The organism is Demequina sp. NBRC 110052 (assembly GCF_002090075.1).
Taxonomy (GTDB): Bacteria; Actinomycetota; Actinomycetes; order Actinomycetales; family Demequinaceae; genus Demequina.
Genome location: NZ_BBRI01000002.1, coordinates 1,135,832 through 1,159,530 on the forward strand (window position 1 = coordinate 1,135,832; position 23,699 = coordinate 1,159,530).

Annotated in this window: 20 protein-coding genes and 3 tRNA genes; 7 read left to right on the forward strand and 16 right to left on the reverse strand. The window is 70.2% G+C overall.

All coding sequences use genetic code 11. The features are described from left to right. Positions 1-30 precede the first annotated feature (30 nt). Positions 31-1,098 (reverse strand): UDP-N-acetylmuramate dehydrogenase, encoded by a 1,068-nt coding sequence (locus tag B7K21_RS05500; RefSeq protein ID WP_255373743.1) that lies wholly within the window; start codon positions 1,096-1,098, stop codon positions 31-33. Positions 1,099-1,103: 5 nt separating this feature from the next. Next, positions 1,104-2,429 (reverse strand): MFS transporter, encoded by a 1,326-nt coding sequence (locus B7K21_RS05505; protein ID WP_084074190.1) that lies wholly within the window; start codon positions 2,427-2,429, stop codon positions 1,104-1,106. A 106-nt stretch (positions 2,430-2,535) separates the two neighbouring features. On the opposite strand from B7K21_RS05505, the gene B7K21_RS05510 reads away from it, so the two are divergent. Continuing rightward, on the forward strand, positions 2,536-3,621 hold the full coding sequence (locus tag B7K21_RS05510) for a LacI family DNA-binding transcriptional regulator (RefSeq protein ID WP_084074191.1): 1,086 nt from the start codon (positions 2,536-2,538) through the stop codon (positions 3,619-3,621). A gap of 95 nt (positions 3,622-3,716) precedes the next feature. Here B7K21_RS05510 and B7K21_RS05515 read toward each other — a convergent pair whose 3' ends face one another. The 7 genes from B7K21_RS05515 to B7K21_RS05545 all read right to left on the reverse strand — a co-directional run bounded on the left by B7K21_RS05515 (position 3,717) and on the right by B7K21_RS05545 (position 7,784). Continuing rightward, positions 3,717-5,192 (reverse strand): NCS2 family permease, encoded by a 1,476-nt coding sequence (locus B7K21_RS05515; RefSeq protein ID WP_084074820.1) that lies wholly within the window; start codon positions 5,190-5,192, stop codon positions 3,717-3,719. Positions 5,193-5,288: 96 nt separating this feature from the next. Beyond that, positions 5,289-5,720, reverse strand: coding sequence for a MaoC/PaaZ C-terminal domain-containing protein (locus tag B7K21_RS05520; RefSeq protein ID WP_084074192.1), 432 nt, complete (start codon positions 5,718-5,720; stop codon positions 5,289-5,291). Continuing rightward, positions 5,717-6,163 carry a MaoC family dehydratase N-terminal domain-containing protein gene (locus B7K21_RS05525; RefSeq protein WP_084074193.1) on the reverse strand — a complete coding sequence of 149 codons (447 nt, stop codon included), beginning with the start codon at positions 6,161-6,163 and terminating at the stop codon, positions 5,717-5,719. Before B7K21_RS05525 ends, B7K21_RS05520 begins: the two co-directional genes overlap by 4 nt. A gap of 55 nt (positions 6,164-6,218) precedes the next feature. Beyond that, positions 6,219-7,247: an endonuclease/exonuclease/phosphatase family protein gene (locus B7K21_RS05530; RefSeq protein ID WP_084074194.1), complete on the reverse strand. Its 1,029-nt coding sequence runs from the start codon at positions 7,245-7,247 to the stop codon at positions 6,219-6,221. A gap of 124 nt (positions 7,248-7,371) precedes the next feature. After that, positions 7,372-7,536: a 50S ribosomal protein L33 gene (gene rpmG / locus B7K21_RS05535; RefSeq protein WP_084074195.1), complete on the reverse strand. Its 165-nt coding sequence runs from the start codon at positions 7,534-7,536 to the stop codon at positions 7,372-7,374. A 67-nt stretch (positions 7,537-7,603) separates the two neighbouring features. After that, a tRNA-Met gene (locus tag B7K21_RS05540) sits at positions 7,604-7,677 on the reverse strand. A 34-nt stretch (positions 7,678-7,711) separates the two neighbouring features. Continuing rightward, positions 7,712-7,784, reverse strand: a tRNA-Thr gene (locus B7K21_RS05545). A gap of 131 nt (positions 7,785-7,915) precedes the next feature. Between B7K21_RS05545 and B7K21_RS05550 the strand changes: the two genes are divergently transcribed. After that, complete coding sequence (locus B7K21_RS05550) at positions 7,916-9,241, forward strand: winged helix-turn-helix domain-containing protein (RefSeq protein ID WP_084074196.1); 1,326 nt, start codon at positions 7,916-7,918, stop codon at positions 9,239-9,241. 101 nt (positions 9,242-9,342) lie between these two features. Further along, positions 9,343-10,776: a sugar porter family MFS transporter gene (locus B7K21_RS05555; RefSeq protein WP_084074197.1), complete on the forward strand. Its 1,434-nt coding sequence runs from the start codon at positions 9,343-9,345 to the stop codon at positions 10,774-10,776. Between the two features lie 300 nt (positions 10,777-11,076). On the opposite strand, the gene B7K21_RS05560 is transcribed toward B7K21_RS05555, so the two are convergent. Further along, positions 11,077-11,158 (reverse strand) — tRNA-Tyr (locus tag B7K21_RS05560). A 74-nt stretch (positions 11,159-11,232) separates the two neighbouring features. Between B7K21_RS05560 and B7K21_RS05565 the strand changes: the two genes are divergently transcribed. Next, positions 11,233-11,721: a YajQ family cyclic di-GMP-binding protein gene (locus tag B7K21_RS05565; RefSeq protein WP_084074198.1), complete on the forward strand. Its 489-nt coding sequence runs from the start codon at positions 11,233-11,235 to the stop codon at positions 11,719-11,721. Positions 11,722-11,728: 7 nt separating this feature from the next. Here the strand turns inward: B7K21_RS05565 and B7K21_RS05570 are convergent, their stop codons facing one another. The 6 genes from B7K21_RS05570 to B7K21_RS05600 all read right to left on the reverse strand — a co-directional run bounded on the left by B7K21_RS05570 (position 11,729) and on the right by B7K21_RS05600 (position 19,605). Continuing rightward, complete coding sequence (locus tag B7K21_RS05570) at positions 11,729-12,088, reverse strand: nuclear transport factor 2 family protein (RefSeq protein WP_084074199.1); 360 nt, start codon at positions 12,086-12,088, stop codon at positions 11,729-11,731. A gap of 6 nt (positions 12,089-12,094) precedes the next feature. Continuing rightward, positions 12,095-13,822 (reverse strand): thiamine pyrophosphate-dependent enzyme, encoded by a 1,728-nt coding sequence (locus B7K21_RS05575; protein WP_084074200.1) that lies wholly within the window; start codon positions 13,820-13,822, stop codon positions 12,095-12,097. A gap of 621 nt (positions 13,823-14,443) precedes the next feature. Then, the gene (htpX, locus tag B7K21_RS05585) at positions 14,444-15,352 is read right to left on the reverse strand and encodes a zinc metalloprotease HtpX (protein WP_084074201.1); all 909 of its coding nucleotides are present in this window, start codon (positions 15,350-15,352) and stop codon (positions 14,444-14,446) included. Between the two features lie 88 nt (positions 15,353-15,440). Then, the gene (locus B7K21_RS05590; protein WP_084074202.1) at positions 15,441-16,814 is read right to left on the reverse strand and encodes an FAD-dependent oxidoreductase; all 1,374 of its coding nucleotides are present in this window, start codon (positions 16,812-16,814) and stop codon (positions 15,441-15,443) included. 129 nt (positions 16,815-16,943) lie between these two features. Beyond that, positions 16,944-17,600, reverse strand: a complete 657-nt coding sequence (locus tag B7K21_RS05595; protein WP_200806272.1) for a DUF4125 family protein — start codon at positions 17,598-17,600, stop codon at positions 16,944-16,946. A 40-nt stretch (positions 17,601-17,640) separates the two neighbouring features. Next, on the reverse strand, positions 17,641-19,605 hold the full coding sequence (locus B7K21_RS05600; protein ID WP_084074204.1) for a DUF4037 domain-containing protein: 1,965 nt from the start codon (positions 19,603-19,605) through the stop codon (positions 17,641-17,643). 180 nt (positions 19,606-19,785) lie between these two features. Here B7K21_RS05600 and B7K21_RS05605 point away from each other — a divergent pair, with 180 nt between their 5' ends. The 3 genes from B7K21_RS05605 to B7K21_RS05615 all read left to right on the forward strand — a co-directional run bounded on the left by B7K21_RS05605 (position 19,786) and on the right by B7K21_RS05615 (position 23,622). Continuing rightward, positions 19,786-20,832, forward strand: coding sequence for a phosphatidylserine/phosphatidylglycerophosphate/cardiolipin synthase family protein (locus B7K21_RS05605; RefSeq protein ID WP_159448422.1), 1,047 nt, complete (start codon positions 19,786-19,788; stop codon positions 20,830-20,832). Between the two features lie 313 nt (positions 20,833-21,145). Further along, positions 21,146-22,906, forward strand: coding sequence for a nitrite/sulfite reductase (locus tag B7K21_RS05610; protein WP_304441279.1), 1,761 nt, complete (start codon positions 21,146-21,148; stop codon positions 22,904-22,906). After that, positions 22,903-23,622, forward strand: a complete 720-nt coding sequence (locus tag B7K21_RS05615; protein ID WP_084074207.1) for a phosphoadenylyl-sulfate reductase — start codon at positions 22,903-22,905, stop codon at positions 23,620-23,622. The genes B7K21_RS05610 and B7K21_RS05615 overlap by 4 nt, the downstream gene beginning before the upstream one ends. Positions 23,623-23,699 lie beyond the last annotated feature (77 nt).

The following is a 23,699-nucleotide window of genomic DNA, read 5'->3' on the forward strand; positions in this document are numbered from 1 at the left end:
GGGGGCCGTTTCCGTGCGTGGAGCTGGCCCCTAGAACTCGGCGCCCACGAGCATCGGCTCGGGGACGAGCGTGATGCCGTAGCTCTCACGAACGCCCTCGCGCACCGCGCGGGCCAGCGCGAGCAGGTCGGCGGCGTGGGCGCCTCCCCGGTTGGTGAGCGCGAGCGTGTGCTTGGTGCTCAGCGAGGCCGGCGCGTCGGGCGCGACGGCGTAGCCGCGGGGGAAGCCCGCGTGCTCGATGAGCCACGCCGCTGACGTCTTGACCTTCCCGTCGCCGACCGCGGGATAGGCGGGCGCACCGTCAGGCAGGACGTCCGACGCGATGATCGGGTTGGTGAAGAACGAGCCTGCCGACCACGTGTCGTGGTCGCGCGCATCGAGCACCATGCCCTTGGAGGCGCGCAGCGCAAGCACCGCGGCACGCACGTCGGTGATGGGCACTCGCGCCCCGATCTCGACGTCGAGAGCCGTCGCGAGCTGCTGATAGCGGATGGGCGCCGAGAGGGACGCCATGCGCGTGTGGAACGTGACGTCGAGCACCACATAGCGCGGCGTGGGACCCCATTCGCCCGAGGTCACGGTGCGCTTGAGCATCGAGTCGCGGTAGCCGAACTGTGCCTTGACGAGCGGGAGGGACTTCACGGCGCGCTCGGCGCGGTCCCAGGTGCGGATCAGCGCGACGATGTCGGCGACCTCGGCGCCGTAGGCGCCGACGTTCTGCACCGGGGTCGCGCCGGTCGACCCGGGGATGCCGGACAGCGCCTCGAAGCCGCTCCATTCGGACTCGACGGCCTGGGCGACCAGGTCGTCCCATGGCGTGCCCGCCGTCGCGGTGATCGACAGGCCCCCGCACGCGCCGTCGTTGACGAGCGTGACGTCCGCCCTGGTGTCGCGCACGACGACGCCGTCGAATCCATCGTCGCCGACGAGGAGGTTCGAGCCTCCTCCCAGCACGAGCAGGGGCGTGCCCGACGCGTCGGCCGCCTTCACCGCATCGATGAGCTCAGCCTCGGTGCCGGTCTCGACGAGCTCACGCGCAGGCCCCCCGACGCGGAGGGTGGTGAGCTCGGACAGGCGGGGGGTGGTCATGGGCTCCAGCGTAGTCAGCGCGGGTCGCGACCTGGCGCGGTGTCACCGCCGCTGGAGGCGGACAGCTCGTCGGCCGCGAGCACGGCGGAGCCCACGAGCCGCTCCTGGGCGCGCCGCGATCGGAACAGCCGCGCGTCGGCACGTACGGCGCGGGCGAGCAGGAACGTGGTGATGGCGGCGAGCACCACGAGGAGGATCGCCTTCTGGAGCGGAACCACCTCGGCGAGGTGTCCCACGAGCTGCGGCACGACGAGGCCTGCGACGGTCGAGAACGACGCGACGGCGGCCATGCGTGCGGCGGCGCGGCGCGGGTCATCTGCGGCGGCTGAGAATCCGATGGGTGCTCCCAGCGCGGCGCCCATGCCCCACAGGACGGCCGCGACCGGCACGAACGCGATGCTCGGTGCGAAGCCGTAGAGGAGCACTCCGGCGGCGACGAGTACCGCGGAGGTGCGCAGCGAGACCACACGGCCCAGACGGTCGATCACGTGGGAGCCGAACCAGCGCACGCTCACCATCGCGATGACGAACACCCAGTAGAGCAGGTCGCCGATCGCCTCGGGCTGCCCGAAGTCGTCCACGACGGAGAGCGGGAGCCACTGGGCGGCGATCATCTCTGTCATCGACGCGGCGAACACGATCAGCCCCACGAGCACGACGCGCCGGTCCTTGTACTCGGCCTTCGCGGTGGCGAACGGACCTCCCAGCCCGGCCGAGGCGTCGGGGTCGGGGCGTCCGTCCATCGTGGACAGCGGCACGACGTACAGGCGAAGGCCGGTGACAAGCGTGCCGACGGCGAGGAAGTGCCAGATCGGCGCGACGCCGCCATGCGAGAAGAGCACGCCCACGCCGAGTCCCACGGCCATGCCCACCGAGAATGCGGCATGGAACTGCGGCATGATCGCGCGGCCCACGCGGCGCTCGACGTTCGCGGCCTCCGCGTTCATCGCGACGTTGGTGAACGCGAAGGAGAAGCTGACGAGGAAGTAGCCGGCCGCGAACAGCGGACGGCTCGCGACCTCGGTGGCGACGCCGACCGCGGCGATCGCCACGAGGTAGCTGAAGCTCGACCACCACAGCAGCGCGCGCGTGCCGAACCTTCCGGCCGCCCATCCCGTGACGAGCAGGGCCGCGAGCGCGCCGAAGGCCCCGGAGATCAGCAGCAGGGCGAGACCGGAGGGGCTGACATCGAGCAGGTCGCGCATCGACGGCACACGCGACAGGAACGTCGCGGTGAGCAGCCCGAGCGAGCCGAACAGCGCGAGCACGCCGATGCGCGCGCCGCGCACGCGTGAGGCGTCGGGCGTGGTGGTCGAGGGGTGACCGAAGGCGGGAGTCATGTCATCCTGAATTCGAAACGTTTCGAGACCAGACGATGATACGGCTAGCCTGGACTCCTGACGAACTGGCACCCGCCGACTCGCGACCGTTCACGGAAGGACGCACATGGCACGCACCCGCCGGCCGACCATGGCCGATGTGGCGGCGCACGCGGGCGTGTCCGTCTCCACGGTCTCGCTCGTGTTCTCCGGCGCCGGGTCAGTCACCGCCGACACGCGTGCGAAGGTCGAGAACGCCGCAGCCGCGCTCGACTACGCGGGCCCGTCGCCGCAGGCCCGTGCGCTGCGCTCGGGTCGCACCGGCATCGTCGGGGTGGTCGTTCACGAGCGCTTGGCGCGGTCCCTGCGGGACCCGCTGCAGCTGCGCATCCTTGACGCCGTGGTCGAGGAACTGGGCGAACGAGGGCTCGGCGTGCTGCTGCTGCCCTCGCCCACGCCGACCGGCTCGGAGCGGCCCCTGCTCGAGTCGGCGGCCATGGATGCCGCCGTGGTGTTGCGCGTGCGCGACCACGACGAGCCCTCTCTCGAGATCCTGCGCCGGCGTGGGCTGCCCCACGTCGCGATGGAGGCGCCTCCGGGATCGGTCGCGACGCGCGTCTCGATCGACGACACCTCGGCGACGGAGGAGCTGATCCGGCGACTGCTCGACCTGGGCCACAAGCGGATCGCGACCGTCACCCTTCCGATGACCGACCGTGCGACCACACGATTCCGCACGCTCGACGACCTCCCCGACCCGATGTGGACTCCGGCCCGCCACCGCCTCGAGGCGTTCGCACGCGCGGGCGTCGAGCCGTGCGCCATCGTCGAAGCGGGTGCCTCCATGGTCGAGCCGGGCATCGAGGCCGGACGCATGCTCCTCGCGCACAACTCCGCGCCGACCGCGGTCGTCTGCCAGTCCGACCTCCTCGCGGGCGGCGTGATCGTTGCCGCGCGGGAGGCGGGACTCGACGTCCCCCGCGACCTCTCCGTCACCGGCTTCGATGGGCTCGACCTCCCCTGGCTCGCGCCGCTCGCACTCACCACGCAGGCGCAGGACGGCGAGTCCAAGGGGCGGGCGATCGCTGCGGCGGTCAAGGAGCTGCTCGACGGCGGCACGCCCGGCGAGATCGACATCCCGCTCGAACTGCGGGAAGGCACCACGATCGCTCCCCCGCGCCCGGAGACCCTGCGCCCCGCCCACCTTCGCTGACCCGCCGCAGGAAGCGTCGGTCCGGCGCGTCCACGCACGACGAAGGGGGCGCCGCCCGCTCGCGCAGACGGCGCCCCCTTCGGGCATGCGAAACGTCAGCCGATGCCGAGCAGGCTACGGATCGCCGGAAGAGCGAAGTACACGGCGAACGCCACGGCGCCCACCCACATGAGCGGCTTGACGTCCTTGGAGCGCCCCGTGCCCGCATTGATCACGACGTACGCGATGAAGCCGACGCCGATGCCTGCGGCGATCGAGTAGCCGAAGGGCATCACGATGATCGTCAGGAACGCAGGCACCGCGATGCGGAAGTCGCGCCAGTCGATGTCGGTGGCCGAGGCGAGCATCATCAGGCCGACCAGGACCAGCACGGGCGTCGCCGCCTCGAAAGGCACGATGTTCGCGAGCGGAGAGAGGAACGTCGCGACGATGAACGCAAGGCCCGTGACGATCGACGCGAGGCCCGTGCGCGCCCCGTCGCCCACTCCGGACGCGGACTCGATGTACGACGTGTTGGAGGACACCGACGCGGCACCACCGGCCATCGCCGCGACCGAGTCGACGATGAGGATGTTCTGAGAGTTCTCGGGAATGCCGTCCTCGTCGTTGAGGTGCGCCTCCTCGCCCACGGCGGTCATGGTGCCGAGCGTGTCGAAGAAGTCGACGACGAGCAGCGAGAAGACCGTCATGAGCACGGTCACGATCGCGACCCCGGTGTCGAAGCCGCCGAACAGGCTGACCTGGCCGATCAGACCGAGGTCGGGGATGAACGACCAGTCCTGGCCCACGAACGTGGGGACGACGAGCGCCCAGCCGCCCGGGTTCTCGGCCGAGGCCGAGCCGAAGCCCCAGATCGCCTCGACGATGAAGGCGAGCACGGTGATGCCAAGGATCGACAGCAGCAGCGCACCCTTGACCTTGCGGACCAGGAGGATGCCGCCGAGCAGGATGCCGCACAGGAACAGCAGCGTGGGCACGGTGTTGATCGAGCCGCCCTCGCCGAAGGCGCCAGGCGTGGCGGACGAGGCGTCGTCGGTGACCATGCGGGAGTCCCAGAACGCGATGTACGCGAGGAACAGGCCGATGCCTGCCGCGATGGCCTTCTTGAGCGGCATCGGGACGGCGTGCAGGAACTTGATGCGCAGCTTGGTGAGCACCAGGATCAGCACCAGCGCGCCCTCGAGCACGATCAGGCCCATCGCCTCGGGCCACGAGAACATGCCCGAGCCGACGAGTCCGTACGCGACGAAGGCGTTGATGCCCAGCCCGGCGGCGATCGCGATGGGGAAGCGCGCGTAGGCGCCCATCAGGATCGTGAGCACACCGGCCACGAGCGCCGTCGCGGCGGCGATCATGCCCAGGTTCGGCTCGGCACCGCCGCCGAGATAATTGCCGTCCTTGTCCTGGATGAAGCCGAGGATCAGGGGGTTGAGCACCACGATGTAGGCCATCGTGAAGAAGGTGGTGAATCCGCCACGGATCTCCTGCGCGAGGCTGGAGCCTCGCGCCGTGATGCCGAAGTACGAATCCAGGCGCGCGCGGACGTCAGTGTCCCGTGTGGTGGAGGTCATGCTCGCATCGTGCCAGTCCGGCGGCTCGCGTGCGCGCGCGAGCGGTCCCAAGCGTGGGAACGGTTCGTTGTGGGATTCCTCCAGGTCGGTGACGCGTCACGCGCAGCTGACGAGCGCCTGCGCCTTCGCGAGCACCTTCTGGCCCTCGAACTCGACCGTCACATCGATGCGCGCGGTGCGCGTCTCCTCATCCAGCAGACCCACCGCGGCGGTCAGCGCCACGACGGCCTCGCCGGGGTTCGGGACGGGGATCGGGCGCGCGAAGCGGCACTGGAAGTCGACGACATTGCCGGGGCCCGCCCACTCCTCCACGACGGACGCGGCGGTGCCCATCGTCAGCATGCCGTGCGCGATCACGCCCGGCAGGCCTACCGATGTGGCGACGACGTCGTTGTAGTGGATCGGGTTGAAGTCGCCCGAGGCGCCGGCGTATCTCACGAGCGTGTCGCGGGTGAAGCTCACCTCGCGGGTCGCCACGACCTGGCCCTTCTCGAGGCCGTCGAAGGACGGCGCGTCCTGCTCGCTCATGCGTCCTCCCTCACGGCAAGCGTCGACAGCACGGTCGCGACGGGCGCGCCGTCGGTGTCGGCGAGCTCGGCGCGCGTCGTCACGGTCGAGACGGAACCCCTGCTCACGACCTTGTCGATGTGGATCGTGGTCGCGATCACGTCGCCCGCCACGATCGGCCGGTGGTGAGTGAAGCGCTCGTCCGCGTGCACCACCTTCGAGAAGTCCACGCCCACCTCGGGGTCCTGCACCACGTGGAACTCCTCCCGCTGGGCGATGACCACGGCGAACGTCGTGGGCGCCACCAGATCGTCGTAGCCCTCAGCGCGGGCTGCCGCCACGTCGCGGTGCGCGAACGACCGCGCATCCACCGCGTCGGCGAACTCTCGGATCTTGGCGCGCGAGACCTCGTAAGGCTCGTGCGGGCCGTAGCTGCGGCCCTGGGCTTCGGGGTTCACTGGCACATCGCCAGCCTAGCGAACGCGCCCGACGCTCGGGCCCGGCTCGGCGCGGACGCTCCTACGCGTCGGCAGGGTCGGAGTAGACGACCACGAGCGCACGATGGTCTGCGCCCGGCAGGGTCACCGTCGTCGCCGACGACGCGACCCACGGGGTGTCGCGCGCGAGGATGTGATCGATCACGACGAGGGGGAACGGGCCCCGTCCCTGCGGGAAGGTGGGAGTGAAGCCGCTGCCCGCCGCGTCGGACGCGTCGACGTAGCCGAGGCGCTCGAGATCGCGAAAGGAGGCGTGATCCCGCGTGGTGTTGAAGTCGCCCATCACGATTACAGGATCGGACTGTCCGGCCAGATGCTCGGTGAGCCCCCGCATGCTCGCCGCCCACCCGGAGCTGTCGAACGCCCCCGGGGCCGCGGGATGCACCGCGAGCACCGTGACCGTCACGCCGGCCACCTCGACCTGCGCCTCCACAGCGCGCGACACGTAGCCGTCGGTCGAGGAAGCATCGGTCCAGCCGTCAAGGGTCTCGGCCTCCAGCAGCGGGAGCCGCGACCACAGGCCGGTGCCCGTCACTCCGCGTTCAGGGGCGGCCTCGGCGTAGGGCAGGAGCTCGTCCAGGCCCGCGTCCTCGAGGGCCTCGAGGACGTCCGGGGTGAGCTCCACGACCGCGAGCGCGTCCACGTCGTACTCCTCGACCATCGCCACCACCGCGTCGGCATCCACGTGCCCGAAGGTGGCGTTCACCGTGGCGACCGTGAGCACGGACTCGTTCCCCGCGTCGGCCGTGGTGAACAGGGGCGCCACCCACCAGACTCCGAGCGCGACCGGCACGGCGGTGAGTGCCACGGCGCCCCACGCGCGCCACAGCAGGGCGACGACGAGCAGCGCGAGCGCAGCGATCGTGAACCACGGGATGAACGCGACGGCGTACACGAGAGGTCCGAACTCGGCCCCCACGAGTCGCACCGCGAACGGCACGCACAGCAACACAGCAGCCACCATCAGCGCCGCCGCGACGGGCCGGATGCGTCGACGCCTCGGCTCGGAGCTCGCTGAGGTACCAGCGAGGTCCGGATCCCCCTGATCCATGCCGCGAGTGTCGCACACCACCCTGACGTGCTGGCGCAGCCCAGGGGGTGCCCCCAGGATGCACGAACGCCCGCTCCCCTGGGGGAACGGGCGTTCGGCGAAGCGGCTCAGGGCCGCCGAATGCTTAGCGCGTCTCGCGGTGCGCCGTGTGCTTGCCGCACTTCGGGCAGAACTTGGAGAGCTCCACACGGTCGGGGTTGTTGCGACGGTTCTTGCGCGTGATGTAGTTGCGGTTCTTGCACTCGGTGCACGCGAGGGTGATCTTCGGACGAACGTCGTTCTTTGCCATGCTGTCTCTCCCAGCCTTTGAGGACGCGCCGTGAAGCGCGAAGGCCCGGTGGGTCACCGGGCCTCAGTAGCGAGGGCGGGGCTCGAACCCGCGACCTCACGATTATGAGTCGTGCGCTCTAACCAGCTGAGCTACCCCGCCACGGTCCGACGCTCGCGAGAGACGTCGAACTGAGAGCCCCGACAGGGAATCGAACCCTGGACCTTTTCCTTACCATGGAAACGCTCTGCCGACTGAGCTATCGGGGCCAGCCGGAATAGGTTACACGCCGCGAGGCCCGAATGCGAAATCGGCATCGTGCCCCCTCTGCGCGCGCTGCGCACCGCCTCTGCTGCGCCCCACCGGGCCCGTGTCGGAGCCTCGCCCTAGAGTGACACGAGTGACCGAGACGATGTCCGCGGCCGAGGCGCGCCGCACCTTTCTGGAGGCACAGTCGCTTGCCCGCAGACGCCCGGCTCGGCGACCGCGGGCGCGGGACTTCCAGGCATACCTCGACCGGCAGGGCGTGCTGCAGCTGGACACTGTCAACGTGCTCGCGCGGGCGCACTACATGCCGCTGTTCTCGCGCCTCGGCCCCTACGACAGAGACGCGCTGGACGGCTTCCTGTGGGGCGACGCGAAAGGGCACTCGGCGCACGCGTTCGAGCACTGGGGGCACGAGGCATCGGTCATGCCCCGGGACCTGCTGCCGGCGATGCACAGCCGCATGCGCCGCACCACCACGTGGAAGGCGCGCACTCGCGATCGGCTCGAGCGCGAGCGGCCCGGCCTGCTCGCCGAGGTGCGCGAGGCGGTGGACCGCCTGGGACCCGTGACCTCCGCAGACCTCGAGCACCTCGCGCCGCATGCGGGCCCCCGGGGACCGTGGTGGGACTCGACGCACGTCAAGGTCGCGCTCGAGCACCAGTTCATCGTCGGGGAGGTGGCGGCGTCACGCGGGCGCCACTTCACGCGCACCTACGACGCCACGACACGCGCCTGGGGCCTGCCCGACGCAGGGTCGGTGGCCTCACAGCCCCCAGACGGGTGGGGCCTCACGCCAGGCGCGGCGCGGCAGCAGCTGTTCGATCGCGCGATCGGCGCGTGCGGCATCGGCACCGTCAAGGACCTGTGCGATCACTTCCGCCTGCCCTACCAGGCAGGGCCGCGCACACCGGACATCGAGGGCGGGCTCATGTGGGCAGCGTCGGCCGTCGATCGCGGGCTCGCGCGCTGGGTACAGGTCGAGGGATGGCGCGAGCCCGCACTGCTCGCCACCGAGGCTGCTGGGGCGCCGAGCTGGCATCGCCCGGCGGTCACACCAGGACGCGCGACGGGAGCGGCACTCCTCAGTCCTTTCGACCCCGTGTGCTGGTTCCGCCCCCGCCTGGAGCGCATGTTCGGCATGGACTACCGCATCGAGATCTACACCCCCGAGCCCAAGCGTGTGTACGGCTACTACTGCCTGCCGTTCCTGCTGGGCGACCAGATCGTCGGACGCGTCGACCTCAAGGCCGACCGCAAGGCAGGCACCTTGCGCGCACTCGCCACCTGGCGCGAGGAGCGACCGGTGCGCGGGGCGCGCCGCCGAGGCGACGAGGAGATCGCGGTCGCGCTCGCCGACGAGCTGCGCACCATGGCCGCGTGGCTCGGCCTCGAAGAGATCGTGGTGTCGCCACGGGGCACCCTCGCGACCGCACTCGCCGCCGCGACGATCCCCGGCTGAGCGCGCGGGCCTCGCCAGGCGGCGAGACCAGGGCGGAGATACGCTCAGAGCAGGTCGCGACGACCCGCGTCGCGCACCAGGGGGACGCGAAGGAGAGACGCATGGACGCGTCCACGGGGAATGCAGGCCCGCGCACACGGCGACTGCACCGCAAGGTCATCGCGATCAGCATCGGCGCCGCGCTCGGTGGCTTCCTGTTCGGCTTCGACTCCTCGGTGATCAATGGGGCGGTCGACTCGATCGCGGGCGAGTTCGCGCTGTCCGACGCGGTCACAGGCTTCGCGGTGGCTTCGGCCCTGCTCGGCTGCGCCGTCGGCGCGTGGTTCGCCGGCACGCTCGCCGACCGCCTGGGTCGCGTGCGGGTCATGGTCATCTCGGCCGCCGTTTTCCTCGTCTCCGCGATCGGCTCGGGATTCGCGTTCGGCGTGTACGACCTCATCGCCTGGCGCATCGTGGGCGGCCTGGCGATCGGCGCCGCGTCCGTGATCGCCCCCGCCTACATCGCGGAGGTCGCGCCCGCCGCGTTCCGTGGCCGGCTGGGATCGCTCCAGCAGCTCGCGATCGTCACAGGAATCTTCGCCGCGCTGCTGAGCGATGAGTCGCTCGCCGGTGCGGCCGGAGGCGCCTCAGAGGAGCTGTTCCTGGGGCTCGAGGCCTGGCGGTGGATGTTCATGGTCGCCGCGATCCCCGCTGTCGTGTACGGCGGCATCGCACTGACGCTGCCCGAGTCCCCGCGCTACCTCGTCGAGCGCCACCGCGATCACGAAGCGGCCGCGGTCCTCACTGAGTACACCGGCGAGCCGGACCCGCAGGGCCGCATCGCCGCCATCCGCAGTTCGCTCGCCGGCGACGAGCATCTGTCGCTCGCAGACCTGCGCGGTACCTCGTTCGGGCTCAAGCCGATCGTGTGGACCGGCATCCTGCTCTCGGTCCTCCAGCAGTTCGTCGGCATCAACGTGATCTTCTACTACTCGACCGCACTGTGGCAGGCCGTCGGCTTCGACGAGTCCGATGCGTTCACCACGTCCACCATCACGTCGCTCACCAACATCGTGGTCACCGTCATCGCGATCGCACTCGTCGACAAGATAGGCCGCCGCATCCTCCTGCTCGTCGGCTCCGCCGGAATGACAGTGTCACTCGGCATCATGGCTATCGCCTTCTCGCAGGCGACGCTCGACGCCGCGGGCGACGCGAGCCTCCCCGGCGCGTGGGCACCCGTCGCTCTGATCGCGGCGAACCTGTTCGTCGTGTTCTTCGGCGCCACCTGGGGCCCGGTGGTGTGGGTCCTGCTGGGCGAGATGTTCCCCAACCGCATCCGCGCCGCCGCGCTCGCCGTGGCCGCCGCCGCCCAATGGCTCGCCAACTTCACGATCACGATGACGTTCCCGATCATCGCGGGATGGAGCCTCGCGATCGCCTACGGCTTCTACGCGGCCATGGCGCTCGTGTCGTTCTGGTTCGTGCTCAAGCGCGTCCGCGAGACCAAGGGCGTCGAGCTCGAGGACATGCCCGAAGAGGCTTCGCTCGCCTGACGGCTTCCGGGTAGACCCCCACATACCACGGCCCCACCTTCGGCAAGAGGCCGGCGGGTGGGGCCGTGTCGCCGCATGAGGGGGGTCGAAGCGGCGATGTGGTCCCCGCAGACGAGGGGGGTGTCGCGGGAGCCATCGACGCGGACACAAGGGGGGTGGTCCGCGCTGACTCCGACGCTACACCGCACATGAGGCGCACGCGAACCAAACCGGAGGATTTCTCGAAGGGCGTGTCGCGCACGATGCGCATGCACCGCACCGGGAACGCAGAAGGCCCGGCGTGAGCCGGGCCTTCGAACGTGGCAGGTGAGGGATTCGAACCCCCGAAGTCAGTGACGGCTGATTTACAGTCAGCTCCCTTTGGCCGCTCGGGCAACCTGCCGTGCGCTCGATCGGAACCGGCGCGCATGGAAGGATAGCAAGGAATCGACCCCCCACGCGAACCAGGAGGATGGGATGGCGGACAGCAGCTTCGACGTCGTGAGCAAGGTGGACCACCAGGAGGTCGACAACGCTCTGAATCAGGCTTCCAAGGAGATCCAGCAGCGCTACGACTTCAAGGGCGTCGGCGCGTCGATCGAGTGGTCTGGCGAGGCCATCCTGATCAAGGCCAACTCGGAGGAGCGCGCGAACGCGGTCCTGGACGTCTTCCAGTCGAAGCTCATCAAGCGCGGCATCTCGCTCAAGGCGCTCGAGGCGGGCGAGCCGCAGGCCTCCGGCAAGGAGTTCCGCCTGGGAGCGACCATCAAGGAGGGCATCGCGCAGGACGTCGCGAAGAAGCTCACCAAGCTGCTGCGGGACGAGGGCCCCAAGTCTGTGAAGGCGCAGATTCAGGGCGACGAGCTCCGCGTCAGCTCGAAGTCGCGCGATGACCTCCAGGCAGCGATTGCGCTCCTCAAGGGCGCGGACGTCGACACCGCGCTGCAGTTCGTCAACTACCGCTGACGTCCGCTCACGGCGACTGCTGGTGCAGCATCATGCGCCAGCCGGCACGGGAGCGTACATACGTGCTGGAGAGCATCGCGTCGAACGGTCCCTCTTCGTCGCGTTCGGCGTGCGCGTGGTAGGTGACGACGACGATGCCCGCTCCGAGATCGTGGACCGTCACGTCCCGCAGCTCATAGTCCTGCCAACGCCGCGACTCGGCCATGCCGTCGATGGCGTCGTCCCTCTCCATCACGCCGAACGGGAACACCATGACGGCGTCCTGGGCGAGCACGTCGTCATAGAACTCGCGCGCTCGACCGTGCGTGAGGGCCTCCCACCCATCGCGCTCCAGCGCAACCAGCTGTTCAGCCTCTGCCGTTCTCATCGCCTCTCACCTGCTCTCTACTGCCTCTGTCAGCTTCGCGACCGCGTAGCCCCACGCCTGCGACACCTTCGGATGCGGCGGGACCGCGATCTCGTCCGGATTGGTCACCACGTCGAGCAGCACAGGCCCGTCCTGAGAGAACGCCCAGACCAGGGCGTCGTCGAGGGTGTCAGGCTCCTCGACGCGGCGCGCCGCCAGGCCCATCGCGGCCGCGACGGCAGCGAAGTCGGGATTGTCCAGCCCCGTGCCGAAGGACGCGAGGCCGCCCTCCTGCTGCTCGAGCTGCACCATGCCCAGCGAGCCGTTGTCGAAGACTACGACCACGAGGGGCAGCCGGTAGGTCACGGCCGTGCGGAGGTCACCCAGGAGCATCATCAGCCCGCCGTCGCCGGACAAGGACACGACCCGACGCGACCGGTCGAGCGCCTGCGCTCCGAGCGCCTGCGGCAGCGCGTTGGCCATCGAGCCGAGGTTGAACGACCCGAGCAGTTCGCGGTCCGCGCGCATCTCGATGAACCTGGCGGCCCACGTGGTGGACATGCCGGTGTCCGAGGTGAAGACGGCGTCGTCCGGCGCGTGGCGATCCACGGCGGCGGCGAGCGCCTCCGGCCGGATCCTGTCGTCGGGGTTGTCGAAGATCGACCGCACCTTGGCGACGATGCCTGACTCCTCGTAGTCGGGATCCGCGACATGCGCCTGGCGCTCGCGCCAGCCCTTGTAGGCACCACGTATGGACTCGAGATGCGCCCGGTCGTCGTGCGGCTCGAGGCGGGGCAGCAGCGCCGTCAGCGTCGTCTCCGCGTCTCCGGTGACCGCGATGTCCACGGGCACGCGACGCCCGATGTGGGTGGCCGCGTGGTCGATCTGGATCACCGTGGCGTCCGTCGGGTAGAAGTCCCGGTAGGGGAAGTCGGTGCCGACCATGAGCAGTACTTCGCAGTCCTTCAGCGCGTCGGCCGCTCCGGGATTGCCGAGCAGCCCTGCCTGGCCGACCTGATGCCCGTCGTCGGAGTCGAAACCAGTCTTGCCCTTGAGCGTCACGACCATCGGGGCGGCGAGGCGATCCGCTACGGCGAGCGTCGCGTCGTGCGCGTGCTCGGCTCCTCGCCCCACGAGCATCGTCACCTTGGTCGACGCGTTGAGGGCCGATGCGGCGGCCGCGAGGGCTTCGTCGCTCGGGACCGCGTCGGCGGTCGGGAGAGTGAACTTCGCGGCGGGCGTGCCGTCGGGCAGGTCCAGCCCTCCGACGTCGCCGGGGATGGTGAGCACGGCGACGCCTCGCTGGGCGTAGGCGGCATTGACCGCCTGGACGAGCATCTGCGGCAGCTGCTCCGGGGAGGTGAGGGTCTCGTTCCAGATCGAGACGTCATCGAACACGCGGTCGTTCGCCACCTCCTGGAAGTAGTCCGTGCCGATCTCCTCGCGAGGCACCTGGCCCACGACGGCAAGGACCGGCGCATGCGACTTCTTGGCGTCGTACAGCCCGTTCAGGAGGTGCAGCGCGCCCGGGCCGACGGTGCCCATGACCACCCCGATGCGCCCCGTCAGCTGCGCCTGGGCGGCCGCGGCGAACGCGCCTGCCTCCTCGTGCCGAACCCCGACCCATTCGACGCGCTCCTCCGTGCGGATCGCGTCGGTGAGCGGGTTGAGGGCGTCGCCGACGACGCCCCAGACCTGCGTCACGCCGTGGTCGGCGAGCGCGTCGACGATGTGATGGGCGACGGTGGTGCTCATCGGGTGTCTCCTCTCGTGGTGACGTGCGGAGTGCGGAAGACGAATGCGCTCGGGCCCATCCGGCCCCCTGTCAGGGCAACGCAGAGGTCTGCAAAATGGGGCTCCTAAGCCCGCATTGCAACGTAGATGTCCACGTCTACCTGGGATGTTGAATGTGGAGTCCACGGAATAGCCTCGCCTTGCGCGTTGTGTCACGGCCAGGGCTGCGCCTCCGCAAGGAAGGCATGCGCGTGCGACGCTGCGTCGATGGGACAGTTGCGCGTCCACCACCTCGCGGTCTCGCTCGATGGTTTCGCGACGGGAGTCGGGCAGAGCGTCGGCGCGCCCTTCGGGCACGCGGGCGTGCGCCTCATGGACTGGTTTCACGACACGGCGACGTTCCGCGCGAACCTGGGTCAGGATCCGGGCGAGCCGACCCCGGCTGGCATGGCCGGTGGGAAGACGAGCAGCCGTTCCACACGCCGGTCGTCGTCCCGGTCGTGCTCGGCCGCCGCACCAGCCCGTGGGAAGGGCTCGACGGGCTCGAGAGCCGATTCATCGTGGAGGCGGCGAGCACGCCTTCGGGTGTCACTCACCTGACCTTCGCGCGCCGCTGATCCTCCGAGTGCCCGACGCGTCCCGTCAGTTGAGCGTGTAGCCCCCACCGAGGTCGCCGCCGCCGTGGCCGTTCTGGCGGGCCATGGCCTCGAGGCGTCCGATGCGCTCGTCCATGGGCGGGTGCGTCGAGAACAGCTTGGCCATGCCTTCGCCACGGAACGGGTTGGCGATGAACAGGTGGCTGACGTTCTCGAACTGCGGCTCCTGCGGCAGCGGCCTGCGGGCGGCGCCGGACTCGAGCTTGCGCAGCGCGGACGCGAGCGCGAGCGGGTCGCCGGTGAGCGTGGCGCCGTCCTGGTCCGCGTCGTACTCGCGCGTGCGCGAGATGGCCATGCGGATAAGCGTGGCGGCGATCGGCGCGAGGAACAGCATCGCGAGCATCGCGAACGGCCCCAACGGGTTGTCGCGCGAGTTCGAGCCGCCGCCGAAGAAGAACATCATCTGCGCGACGGCCGTGATCATGCCCGCGAACGCCGCGGCGACGGAGCCGATGAGCACGTCGCGGTTGTACACGTGCATGAGCTCGTGGCCCAGGACGCCGCGCAGCTCGCGCTCGTCGAGCAGGCCGAGGATGCCCGTCGTGCAGCACACTGCCGCGTTCTGCGGGTTGCGACCGGTCGCGAACGCATTGGGCGCGTCAGTGGGCGAGACGTACAGGCGGGGCATCGGCTGGTTCGCCTCGCGGCTGAGCTCGCGGACGATGCGGTACATCGCCGGCTGCTCAACCTCAGTCACCGGTCGCGCGTGCATCGCGCGGATCGCGAGCTTGTCCGAGTTCCAGTAGCCGTAGATCGTGCCGAGCACCGAGAGTCCGGCGAAGATCCACAGGTACTGGCCGCCGCCGATGATCGAGCCGAGCCCGAGCATGACGACCCACAGCAGCACGAACAGACCCATCGTCTTGAGCCCGTTGAAGTGATTCGTCCCGCCCACCGGTCCTCCGTCTCCGTATCAGCAGGAGAACGGACGCGCGGGCGCGCGGGTTCCCCCTCAGCGCACGAATTCTCGCATGCGAGAGCGGTCAGCCATTGCCGAGGGCGACGTCCGTCATCTCGTCGCGCGGGACCACCTTGACGCGCTCGCGGCCGGCGGCCTCGCCCAGCGCACGCTCGTGCGCGTCGAGGACCTCCCAGCCGGACCACTCGACGACCGGCACGCCGCGGCTCTTGAGCAGGCGCAGCAGGTTGTCGGGACTGAGCTGCTCGGGGCTCGCCTGCGTGCCGGCGTACAGCGCGTCGGCGTCCTCGACGAGGTTCGCGATCGTCTCCGAGGCGTCGGACTTGGTGTGCCCGATGAGGCCCACGGGGCCGCGCTTGATCCAGCCGGTGGCGTAGAAGCCCGGCACACGCTCGCCCGACTCGTCGATCACGCGGCCGCCCTCGTTGCGGATGACGCCCTTGCCGTCGTTGAAGGGGACGCCGTCGATCTCGGTGCCCCAGTAGCCGACCGCCCGGTAGACGGCCTGCACCTCGTAGTCCAGGTACTCGCCGGTGCCCTTCACCGAGCCGTCGCCCTGCAGCGCGGTGCGCTCCATGCGAAGCCCGACGACCTTGCCGTCCTCGCCCAGGATCTCGACGGGCTCCTGGAGCAGGTGCAGGTGGATGCGACGCGAGGCGCCGGTGGGCTCCCGCAGCGTCCAGTCGGTGAGGGTCTTGACGACCTGCTTGGTCTGGTGGTGCGACTCGATGGCGGCCATGGAGCCCTCGTCGAAGTCGTAGTCCTCGGGGTAGACGATCACGTCGACGTCCGGCACCTGGCCGAGCTCGCGGAGCTCGAGCGGCGTGAACTTCACCTGCGCGGGGCCGCGGCGACCGAAGATGTGCACGTCCGTGACGGGCGAGGCCTCGAGGCCCTCCTGCACGTTGGCCGGAATCTCCGTGCTCAGCAGGTCGGGCACGTGCTTGGCGAGGATGCGCGCGACGTCCAGGCCGACGTTGCCCACGCCGAGCACCGCGACCTCCTTGGCGTGCAGCGGCCAGGTGCGGGGCACGTCGGGGTGGCCGTCGTACCAGGACACGAAGTCGGCGGCGCCGTACGAGCCGTCGAGGTCGATGCCGGGGATGTCGAGATCGGCGTCCTTGAAGGAGCCGGTCGCGAAGATCACGGCGTCGTAGTGCTCGCGCAGGTCCTGCAGCGTGAGGTCGGTCCCGACGTTGACGTTGCCGAGGAAGCGGATGTCGCCGCGACCCAGCACGTTCGCGAGCGCGACGATGATCTGCTTGATGCGCGGGTGGTCGGGCGCCACGCCGTAGCGCACCAGGCCGAAGGGGGCGGGGAGCCGCTCGATGATGTCGATCGAGACGTCGAGGTCGGTCTTGGACAGGATGTCGGCGGCGTAGGTTCCGGCAGGGCCGGCGCCGACGATGGCCACGCGGAGCGGGCGATTGGCAGTCACGATGATTCCTCGGGGATGGGCTTGAGCGGCGGGTGGCGGACGCGCTGCTGGATCAACGGCGCGCGTTCCGGGCGAACGGCACCAGAGTATAGACACAGTTTTCGTGCGCGCTACGTGACGAAAATACGCCTATCCCCCAGGGGGGATGGGCGGCTGAGACGCCTCGGCGGCCTCGATGTTGGCATGCCCGGCCAGGATCGCGGTGTACGCCACGGTGCGCCAGGTGAGGTTCTGACCCGCGCCGGCGAGGGCGTTCACAAGATCGCCGTAGAGCGCGAGCGTCGCGTCGGAATAGGTGCCGAGCTCTCCGCGCAGATACGTCTCGAACGACGTCGACTCGAGGGTGTCCTGTCCCGTAGTGAGCACACGCATCGCCGCGCCCAGCCGGGGGTAGTCGTGGTGGAACGCGCGCGCCCACGCCACTTGGACCGCGATGATCCGCTCCTGCGCCGCGACCCGCTCGTCGTCGAGCCCTGGCAGATGCGGCTCGAGCTCGCGGGCGTACCTCTCCGGCTCCGTCGACTCCATCATGCGCGCGTACTTCTCGGTCAGCAGATTGCGACCCGCGGCGTCGGCGTCCGCGAGATCGGCCGCATAAGAGTCGAGCAGCGCCATGGGCCACGTCATGAACTGGCCGAGCCGCTGCACCTCGAACTCGGCCGGGTTGTCCTGGCACGAGGCGCGCCCGCCTTCGCCCTGGACCTCCTGGAACTGCCGCCACTCGTGCGCGACGATCTCTCGCGCGCGCTCGAGCCGCGCGGCGCGCTCCTCGTAGGTCTCTGTCACCTCTGCTCCTTCACAGTGTTCTCTTTCACAGTGCTCTCTTTCACAGCGCTCGCAGCCAGGGGTCTGCGATGCGCGCCTGCACCTCGTCGCGGTGCCGCTCGAGGAACGGGTCTGCGGAGTCGGTGAGTCGCTGGGCTCGGAGCTCTGCGGCGACGTCGGCGCACGCGGCGTCGATCGACTGCTCGAGCGCGGCGCGGGCGGGGGTCGCTCCCGCGCCGCCCTCGCCGAACCCTGGGCCGCCGAGGCATGCCGCCGAGGCGAGGCGCACGGCATCCGCGAGGTGCCGGTGCACCTCGGGCAGCCGGGAGGCCGGCCTTGCCGCGAGCGCGCGCAGGGCGGCGAACTGCCATTTGTAGTACGGGAGGTAGCCGACGGCGGCGGGCCGGTTGAGAAGGAACACCACAGATGCGGTCGCCCGCACGAACTCCGCGACGGCGAGCCAAGCCGCCTCGCCGTCCCCGCGCGCGAGCATCCGCGGCACGTTGTACTGGCCTGCCTGCGCCATCATGCCCAGGCGGCGGCCGATCAGCGCGAGCCGGACGTCCTCGGGCATGCGCCTGAACGAGTTGCGCACGCCGCTGAAGGCGCCGAGCGGGTCGACGAAGACCTCACCGCCAGTGGCGGTCGCGAGGGTCGCCTCCTCCAGCATGAGCCATTCATGGGGCCGATCGGCTGCGGGCGCGCGCTCCAGCCCTGTCAGGGACGAGAAGAACGCCCCGATCTCGAACACCCCCACCCGGCGCTGCGAGCCTTCGGAGCGTCGGGTCGTCACGCGTGGCCCGACGCCGCGGAACGTCACTGGCAGGGCGTCGTAGTCGGCTTGCAGCTCCTCGCCGATCGCGGCGTGGTCGTCAGCCGTCAGCCACAGGCAGAAGCCCGGGCCGAAGTCGTGGTCGCGGGAGTGTTCGTCGTCGAAGCCGAGCGCATCGGAGCCGTGCCCCACGAGCCCCACGGCGATGCGTCCGGCCTGTGCCGGGTACCGCTCGCGCAGCATCGGCCGCCCGTGCGTCTCCCAGTAGGCGCGGGCCAGCTCCATGCCCGACGCGAGACTGACGTCCTCGCGTGGCGTCGTCCGGTCCACGCCTGGCTTCGGGCGCGCCGCGGGAGTGGTGCGGTGCGTGGGCGCGAGCGCCGGAATGGACCCGCTCGTGGGACGACGCCGGTCGGCGGCGTCGATCGCGGCGAGAGCCTCCTCGAGGTTGTCGGCGACGATCTCATGCGCCTCGCTGTCCGGGCCGTAGCAGGCGTCCACGATCGCGAGCGCGCGTCGGTAGAGCTCGACGGCTGCCGTCGCGTCGCCGAGCTCGATGCGCACGGCAGCGAGCGAGGCGAGCGCTCCCGCGTAATGGCCGTCTTCGCGGCGCGTGCGCTGGAAGATCGCCATCGCCGACCCCGCGTGGGACTGTGCCTGCTCGGGCCGGCCGAGCCGCAGGCTGACCAGGGCGAGGTTGGTGTGCGTGGTCGCGATGTCGACGTCGGCCCCGGGGTCGACGGAGGAAGCCTCGAGGATCCTGAGCGCTGCGAGCAACTCCGTGCGCGCGGCCGCAGGGTGGCCGGAGTCGCTGTGCAGCATCGAATGGTTGTTGTGGAGGGCCGCGAGTCGGCGATCGTGCGGGCCCAGGGTGCGCTCGGCGTCGGCCAATGCACGCACGTAGGTCTCGTGCGCTTCCTCCAGCAGGCCCGCGGCGCGCTGAGCGGTCGCGACGTTCACGAGCGTAGTGGTGTACGCGTCTGACCCGGCGAGGCCCATCCTGTCGGCGAGCGCGAGCGCCTCCTCGGCGAGCGTCACGGATTGCGCGTGGTCGCCGACCGACCTCAGGTGTCCCATGAGCTCGTTGAGGATCGCGAGCCGCCCCGGCTGGTCCCCGAGCTCCTCGGATCGCGCGAGCGCCGCCTCCAGGTGTGCGCGCGCACGCTCGGGACCGCCGCCCGCGGCGTGGATCCTGTCCAGCTCGGCGAGCACGGCCGCGACGTCGATGGCCTCGGAGCCGGAGGAGCGCTCCATGGTGTCCCTTCGGATGGCGCGACAGTGCGGGGCCGCGGGGACTCGACCTCCGCCCAGGCTAGCCCCACCGGGGACACATCAACCGGGCCGGACGGCCTGGTGTGCGACACGAGATGAAGCCTGGGTGAAGGTCGTGCCGACTCGGGGTGAACGCGCGTGGCGGCGTGTCAGCCTGAGGAGGTGGCGAGCGCTCCCACCCGCAGCCCCGGCGCCGCGTCCGATGGGCGACGCCGGCCCCTCGCCGCGCCCACGCTGCTGACGGGCACCGAGTACATCGCCGACGCGACCCGGCACATCCACGCGGCGAAGCGGCGGGTGCTGCTCACGACGCTGACGATCGCGGATGACCACCGCACGGACGCGCTGATCGATGCGCTCATCTGGGCGGCGCGGCGCGGCGTGAAGGTCTCGGTCGCTGCGGACGTCTTCACCTACGCCGACGCGGCCGGCACCTTCCTGCCCACGGGCTATCGCGGCGCGCGCTGGCGGGCGGGCAACCGTCTCGCGGGGAAGCTCTCGCGCGAGGGCGTCGCGTTCTCGTGGCTGGGGCGCGAGAAGGGACTGATCTGGCGAGGCCGCACTCACACCAAGTTCTGCGTGACCGATGATGTCGCGTATGCGTTCGGCGGAGTGAACCTGGACCACCGGGGAATCGAGAACGCGGACTTCATGCTGCGGATCCAGGACGAGCGCGTGGCCGACGATCTCGAGGACGTGTACGGCCGCATCCAGCGCATGAACCTCCACGAGCGGGGTCATCGGTCGCTCGAGCTGCGGTACGGCAGGGATCGAGTGCTGGTCGACGGCGGCATCCCGGGGGACTCGATCATCTACCGGCGGGCGCTCAAGCACGCGCAGAGGGCGGACCGGGTGCTGCTCATGTCGCAGTACTGCCCCACGGGCGAGCTGGGACGTACTATCGCCGAGCGCGAGCACGAGCTGTGGTTCAATCCGCCGCGCAATGCGGGGCCGGCCAACCGGGTGCTGATCGCCTCCTCGATGGCGTGGACGGGCTACCGGACGCAGTACCGCAGTGCGCGCTACCTCCATGCGAAGGCGATCGTCTTCTTCCGGGGCGGTGCGCCGCGGGCGGCGATCACGGGCTCGCACAACTTCGTGAACGGCGGCGTGCGGCTCGGCACGCGTGAGATCGCGCTCGAGACGAGGGACCAGCAGACGATCGCCCAGATCCTGCGGTTCCACGAGACCGAGGTCAGGGGCCGATGACGAGCCCGCCCGACGCTGCGGCGAGCGGCGAGCGGGACCTCGCCACACCGTCGAGCCTGCTACAGATACCCCGCCAGGCATCGTTCCTGGTAGGGGGCTGGTCATCCCTTCGTGGATGTGTCACACTCTCAGCCATGACGACCACGGCACCCCTCTCGCTGCGCTCCATGCGCGCGATGTGCTGCGTCATGTGTCCGTCGGCCTGAGCCGCCCCGGATACCCCACTCGTACCCAGGGCGCTCGGCTGAACCGGGCGCGACTGAACCACGCCCGCGCAGGCCGAGCTCCCGCTGACAGAAAGCCAGGAGCCACGGTGAACCCGGACACCACCACCACCTCCTCAGAGGCCGACGAGCGCCGTCGCCACCGCGAGGAGGCGCGCCTCATTCGCACCCGCGAGGCGGCCGCGCGCAAGAACACCGCGTCCAAGGACGGCCAGTGGGCCGCGGGCGACCGCACGCCGCTGAACCCCAACGAGGAGATGAAGTCCACGGGCGATCCGCTCGAGGTGCGCACGCGCATCGAGAACCTGTACTCCAAGTGGGGCTTCTGGTCCATCCCCCCGGGCGACCTGCGTGGACGCTTCCGCTGGTGGGGCCTGTACACGCAGCGCCGTCCCGGGATCGACGGCGGCAAGACCGCGATCCTCGAACCGCACCAGCTCGACGACGAGTACTTCATGCTCCGCATCCGCTCCGACGGTGGGCAGCTGAGCGTGGCGCAGGCCCGCACCATCGGCGAGATCTCGCGCGACCTGGCACGCGACACCGCCGACGTCTCCGACCGCCAGAACATCCAGCTGCACTGGGTGCGCATCGAGGACGTGCCTGACATCTTCCGTCGCGTCGAAGAGGTCGGGCTCCTGTGCGCCGAGGCGTGCGGCGACGTGCCGCGCGTCATCCTCGGCTCCCCCGTCGCCGGCGTCGCCAAGGACGAGCTGATCGACCCCACGCCGCAGATCCGCGACATCATCGACCGCCACATCGGCAGTCCCGAGTTCTCCAACCTGCCGCGCAAGTTCAAGACCGCGTTCACCGGCCAACCGATCCCCGACATCCTTCACGAGGTGCAGGACATCGCCTTCTGCGCGGTAGAGCACCCCGAGTTGGGCGTCGGCTACGACCTGTGGGTGGGCGGCGGGCTCTCCGTCAACCCGTTCCTGGGCCAGCGCCTGGGCGTGTTCGTGAAGCCCGAGATCGCGCACGAGGTGTGGGCCGGCGCCGCCGGGATCTTCCGCGACCACGGCTACCGCCGCCTGCGCACCCGCGCGCGCCTCAAGTTCCTCGTCAAGGCGTGGGGCCCCGAGAAGTTCCTGCAGGTGCTGCAGGACGACTACCTCGGATACGAGCTCCCCAAGGGCCCGGCGCCGCGCGAGGCGTCCCGCGGCGATCGCGGAGACCACGTAGGCATCCATGAGCAGCAGGACGGCAACTGGTACGTGGGCGTCGCCCCCGTCGCGGGTCGCATCTCCGGCGAGAAGCTGCTTGAGATCGCGCGCATCGCCGAGTCCGTCGGCTCCGACCGGATCCGTCTCACGCCGCTGCAGAAGATCCTCATCCTCGACATCCCCGAGGATCGCGTCAGCGACGTTGTCAACGGGCTGCGCGCGCTCGAGCTCGAATCCCAGCCGGGCGAGTTCCACCGCAACGTCATCGCGTGCACCGGCATCGAGTACTGCAAGCTCGCGATCGTCGAGACGAAGGCCACCGCGCGCGAGGTCGTGAAGATCCTCGACGACAAGTTCCCCACCCTCGACAGCCCCATCACCGTGCACGTCAACGGCTGCCCCAACTCGTGCGCGCGCGTGCAGATCGCGGACATCGGCTTCAAGGGCCAGCTGGTGCTGGACGACGAGACCGGCGAACAGGTGCCCGGCTTCCAGGTGCACCTGGGCGGCAGGCTGGGCCGCGGGGACGACAACGACTTCGGTCGCAAGATCCGCGGACACAAGGTCAAGGCCGACGGCATGCCCGAGTACGTCGCGCGCGTCACCCAGAACTACCTGGACACCCGCGAGGGCGACGAGCCGTTCGCCGACTGGGCCTTCCGCGTGGACGAGGAGCTGGTCCGATGACCGTCGCCTCGCTCACCCTGCTCAACCCCACCGAGTGGAATGCGGGGACCACCGCGGAAGTCAATGCGCGGCTCGAGCACGCCTCCGCCGAGCACATCGCCGACTGGGCCGTCGCGACGTTCGGCAAGGACCTCGCCGTAGCAGCGTCGATGCAGGACACGATCCTGCCGCACCTGTTCGGCACGCGCCTGAACGGGATCGACGTGGTCTTCCTCGAGACCGGATACCACTTCCCCGAGACCATCGCCACGCGCGACGAGGCGGCGAGGCGCCTGCCGATCACGATCGTGAACGCGACTCCCGCGCAGACCGTTGCCGAGCAGGACGCGGAGCACGGCGCGAGGCTTCACGACCGCGACCCGAACTTGTGCTGCGCGCTGCGCAAGGTCGAGCCCCTGCGCCTTGCACTGCAGGGCTACAGCGCGTGGGTGACGGGCGCGCGCCGCGCTGACGCCGTCACCCGCTCCGAGCTGCCCGTCGTGAGCTGGGACGCGAAGCACGGCCTGGTGAAAATCAACCCGCTCGCGTTGTGGGATGACGACAAGGTCGAGCAGTACCAGGTGCAGTACGACCTGCCCCGCAACCCGCTCGTCGCCCAGGGCTACCCGTCTATCGGCTGTGCCCCCTGCACCCGCAAGGTCGCCCCGGGCGAGGACCCGCGCTCCGGGCGCTGGGCTGGCCAGGACAAGACCGAGTGCGGCATCCACGTGAACTGACACCGGCGTCGGGCAAATGCCGCCCGCCCCGCCGCGAACCGAACAACCGTCCCCGAACCCCCAGCTCGTAAGGCAAT

What these genes read in the sequence shown, in the direction of transcription:
- B7K21_RS05505 (WP_084074190.1), bottom strand. Translation starts at nt 2,429, where the DNA reads ATGACTCCCGCCTTCGGTCACCCCTCGACCACCACGCCCGACGCCTCA.
- B7K21_RS05510 (WP_084074191.1), top strand. Translation starts at nt 2,536, where the DNA reads ATGGCACGCACCCGCCGGCCGACCATGGCCGATGTGGCGGCGCACGCG.
- B7K21_RS05515 (WP_084074820.1), bottom strand. Translation starts at nt 5,192, where the DNA reads ATGACCTCCACCACACGGGACACTGACGTCCGCGCGCGCCTGGATTCG.
- B7K21_RS05520 (WP_084074192.1), bottom strand. Translation starts at nt 5,720, where the DNA reads ATGAGCGAGCAGGACGCGCCGTCCTTCGACGGCCTCGAGAAGGGCCAG.
- B7K21_RS05530 (WP_084074194.1), bottom strand. Translation starts at nt 7,247, where the DNA reads ATGGATCAGGGGGATCCGGACCTCGCTGGTACCTCAGCGAGCTCCGAG.
- rpmG (WP_084074195.1), bottom strand. Translation starts at nt 7,536, where the DNA reads ATGGCAAAGAACGACGTTCGTCCGAAGATCACCCTCGCGTGCACCGAG.
- B7K21_RS05555 (WP_084074197.1), top strand. Translation starts at nt 9,343, where the DNA reads ATGGACGCGTCCACGGGGAATGCAGGCCCGCGCACACGGCGACTGCAC.
- B7K21_RS05565 (WP_084074198.1), top strand. Translation starts at nt 11,233, where the DNA reads ATGGCGGACAGCAGCTTCGACGTCGTGAGCAAGGTGGACCACCAGGAG.
- B7K21_RS05570 (WP_084074199.1), bottom strand. Translation starts at nt 12,088, where the DNA reads ATGAGAACGGCAGAGGCTGAACAGCTGGTTGCGCTGGAGCGCGATGGG.
- B7K21_RS05575 (WP_084074200.1), bottom strand. Translation starts at nt 13,822, where the DNA reads ATGAGCACCACCGTCGCCCATCACATCGTCGACGCGCTCGCCGACCAC.
- B7K21_RS05600 (WP_084074204.1), bottom strand. Translation starts at nt 19,605, where the DNA reads ATGGAGCGCTCCTCCGGCTCCGAGGCCATCGACGTCGCGGCCGTGCTC.
- B7K21_RS05615 (WP_084074207.1), top strand. Translation starts at nt 22,903, where the DNA reads ATGACCGTCGCCTCGCTCACCCTGCTCAACCCCACCGAGTGGAATGCG.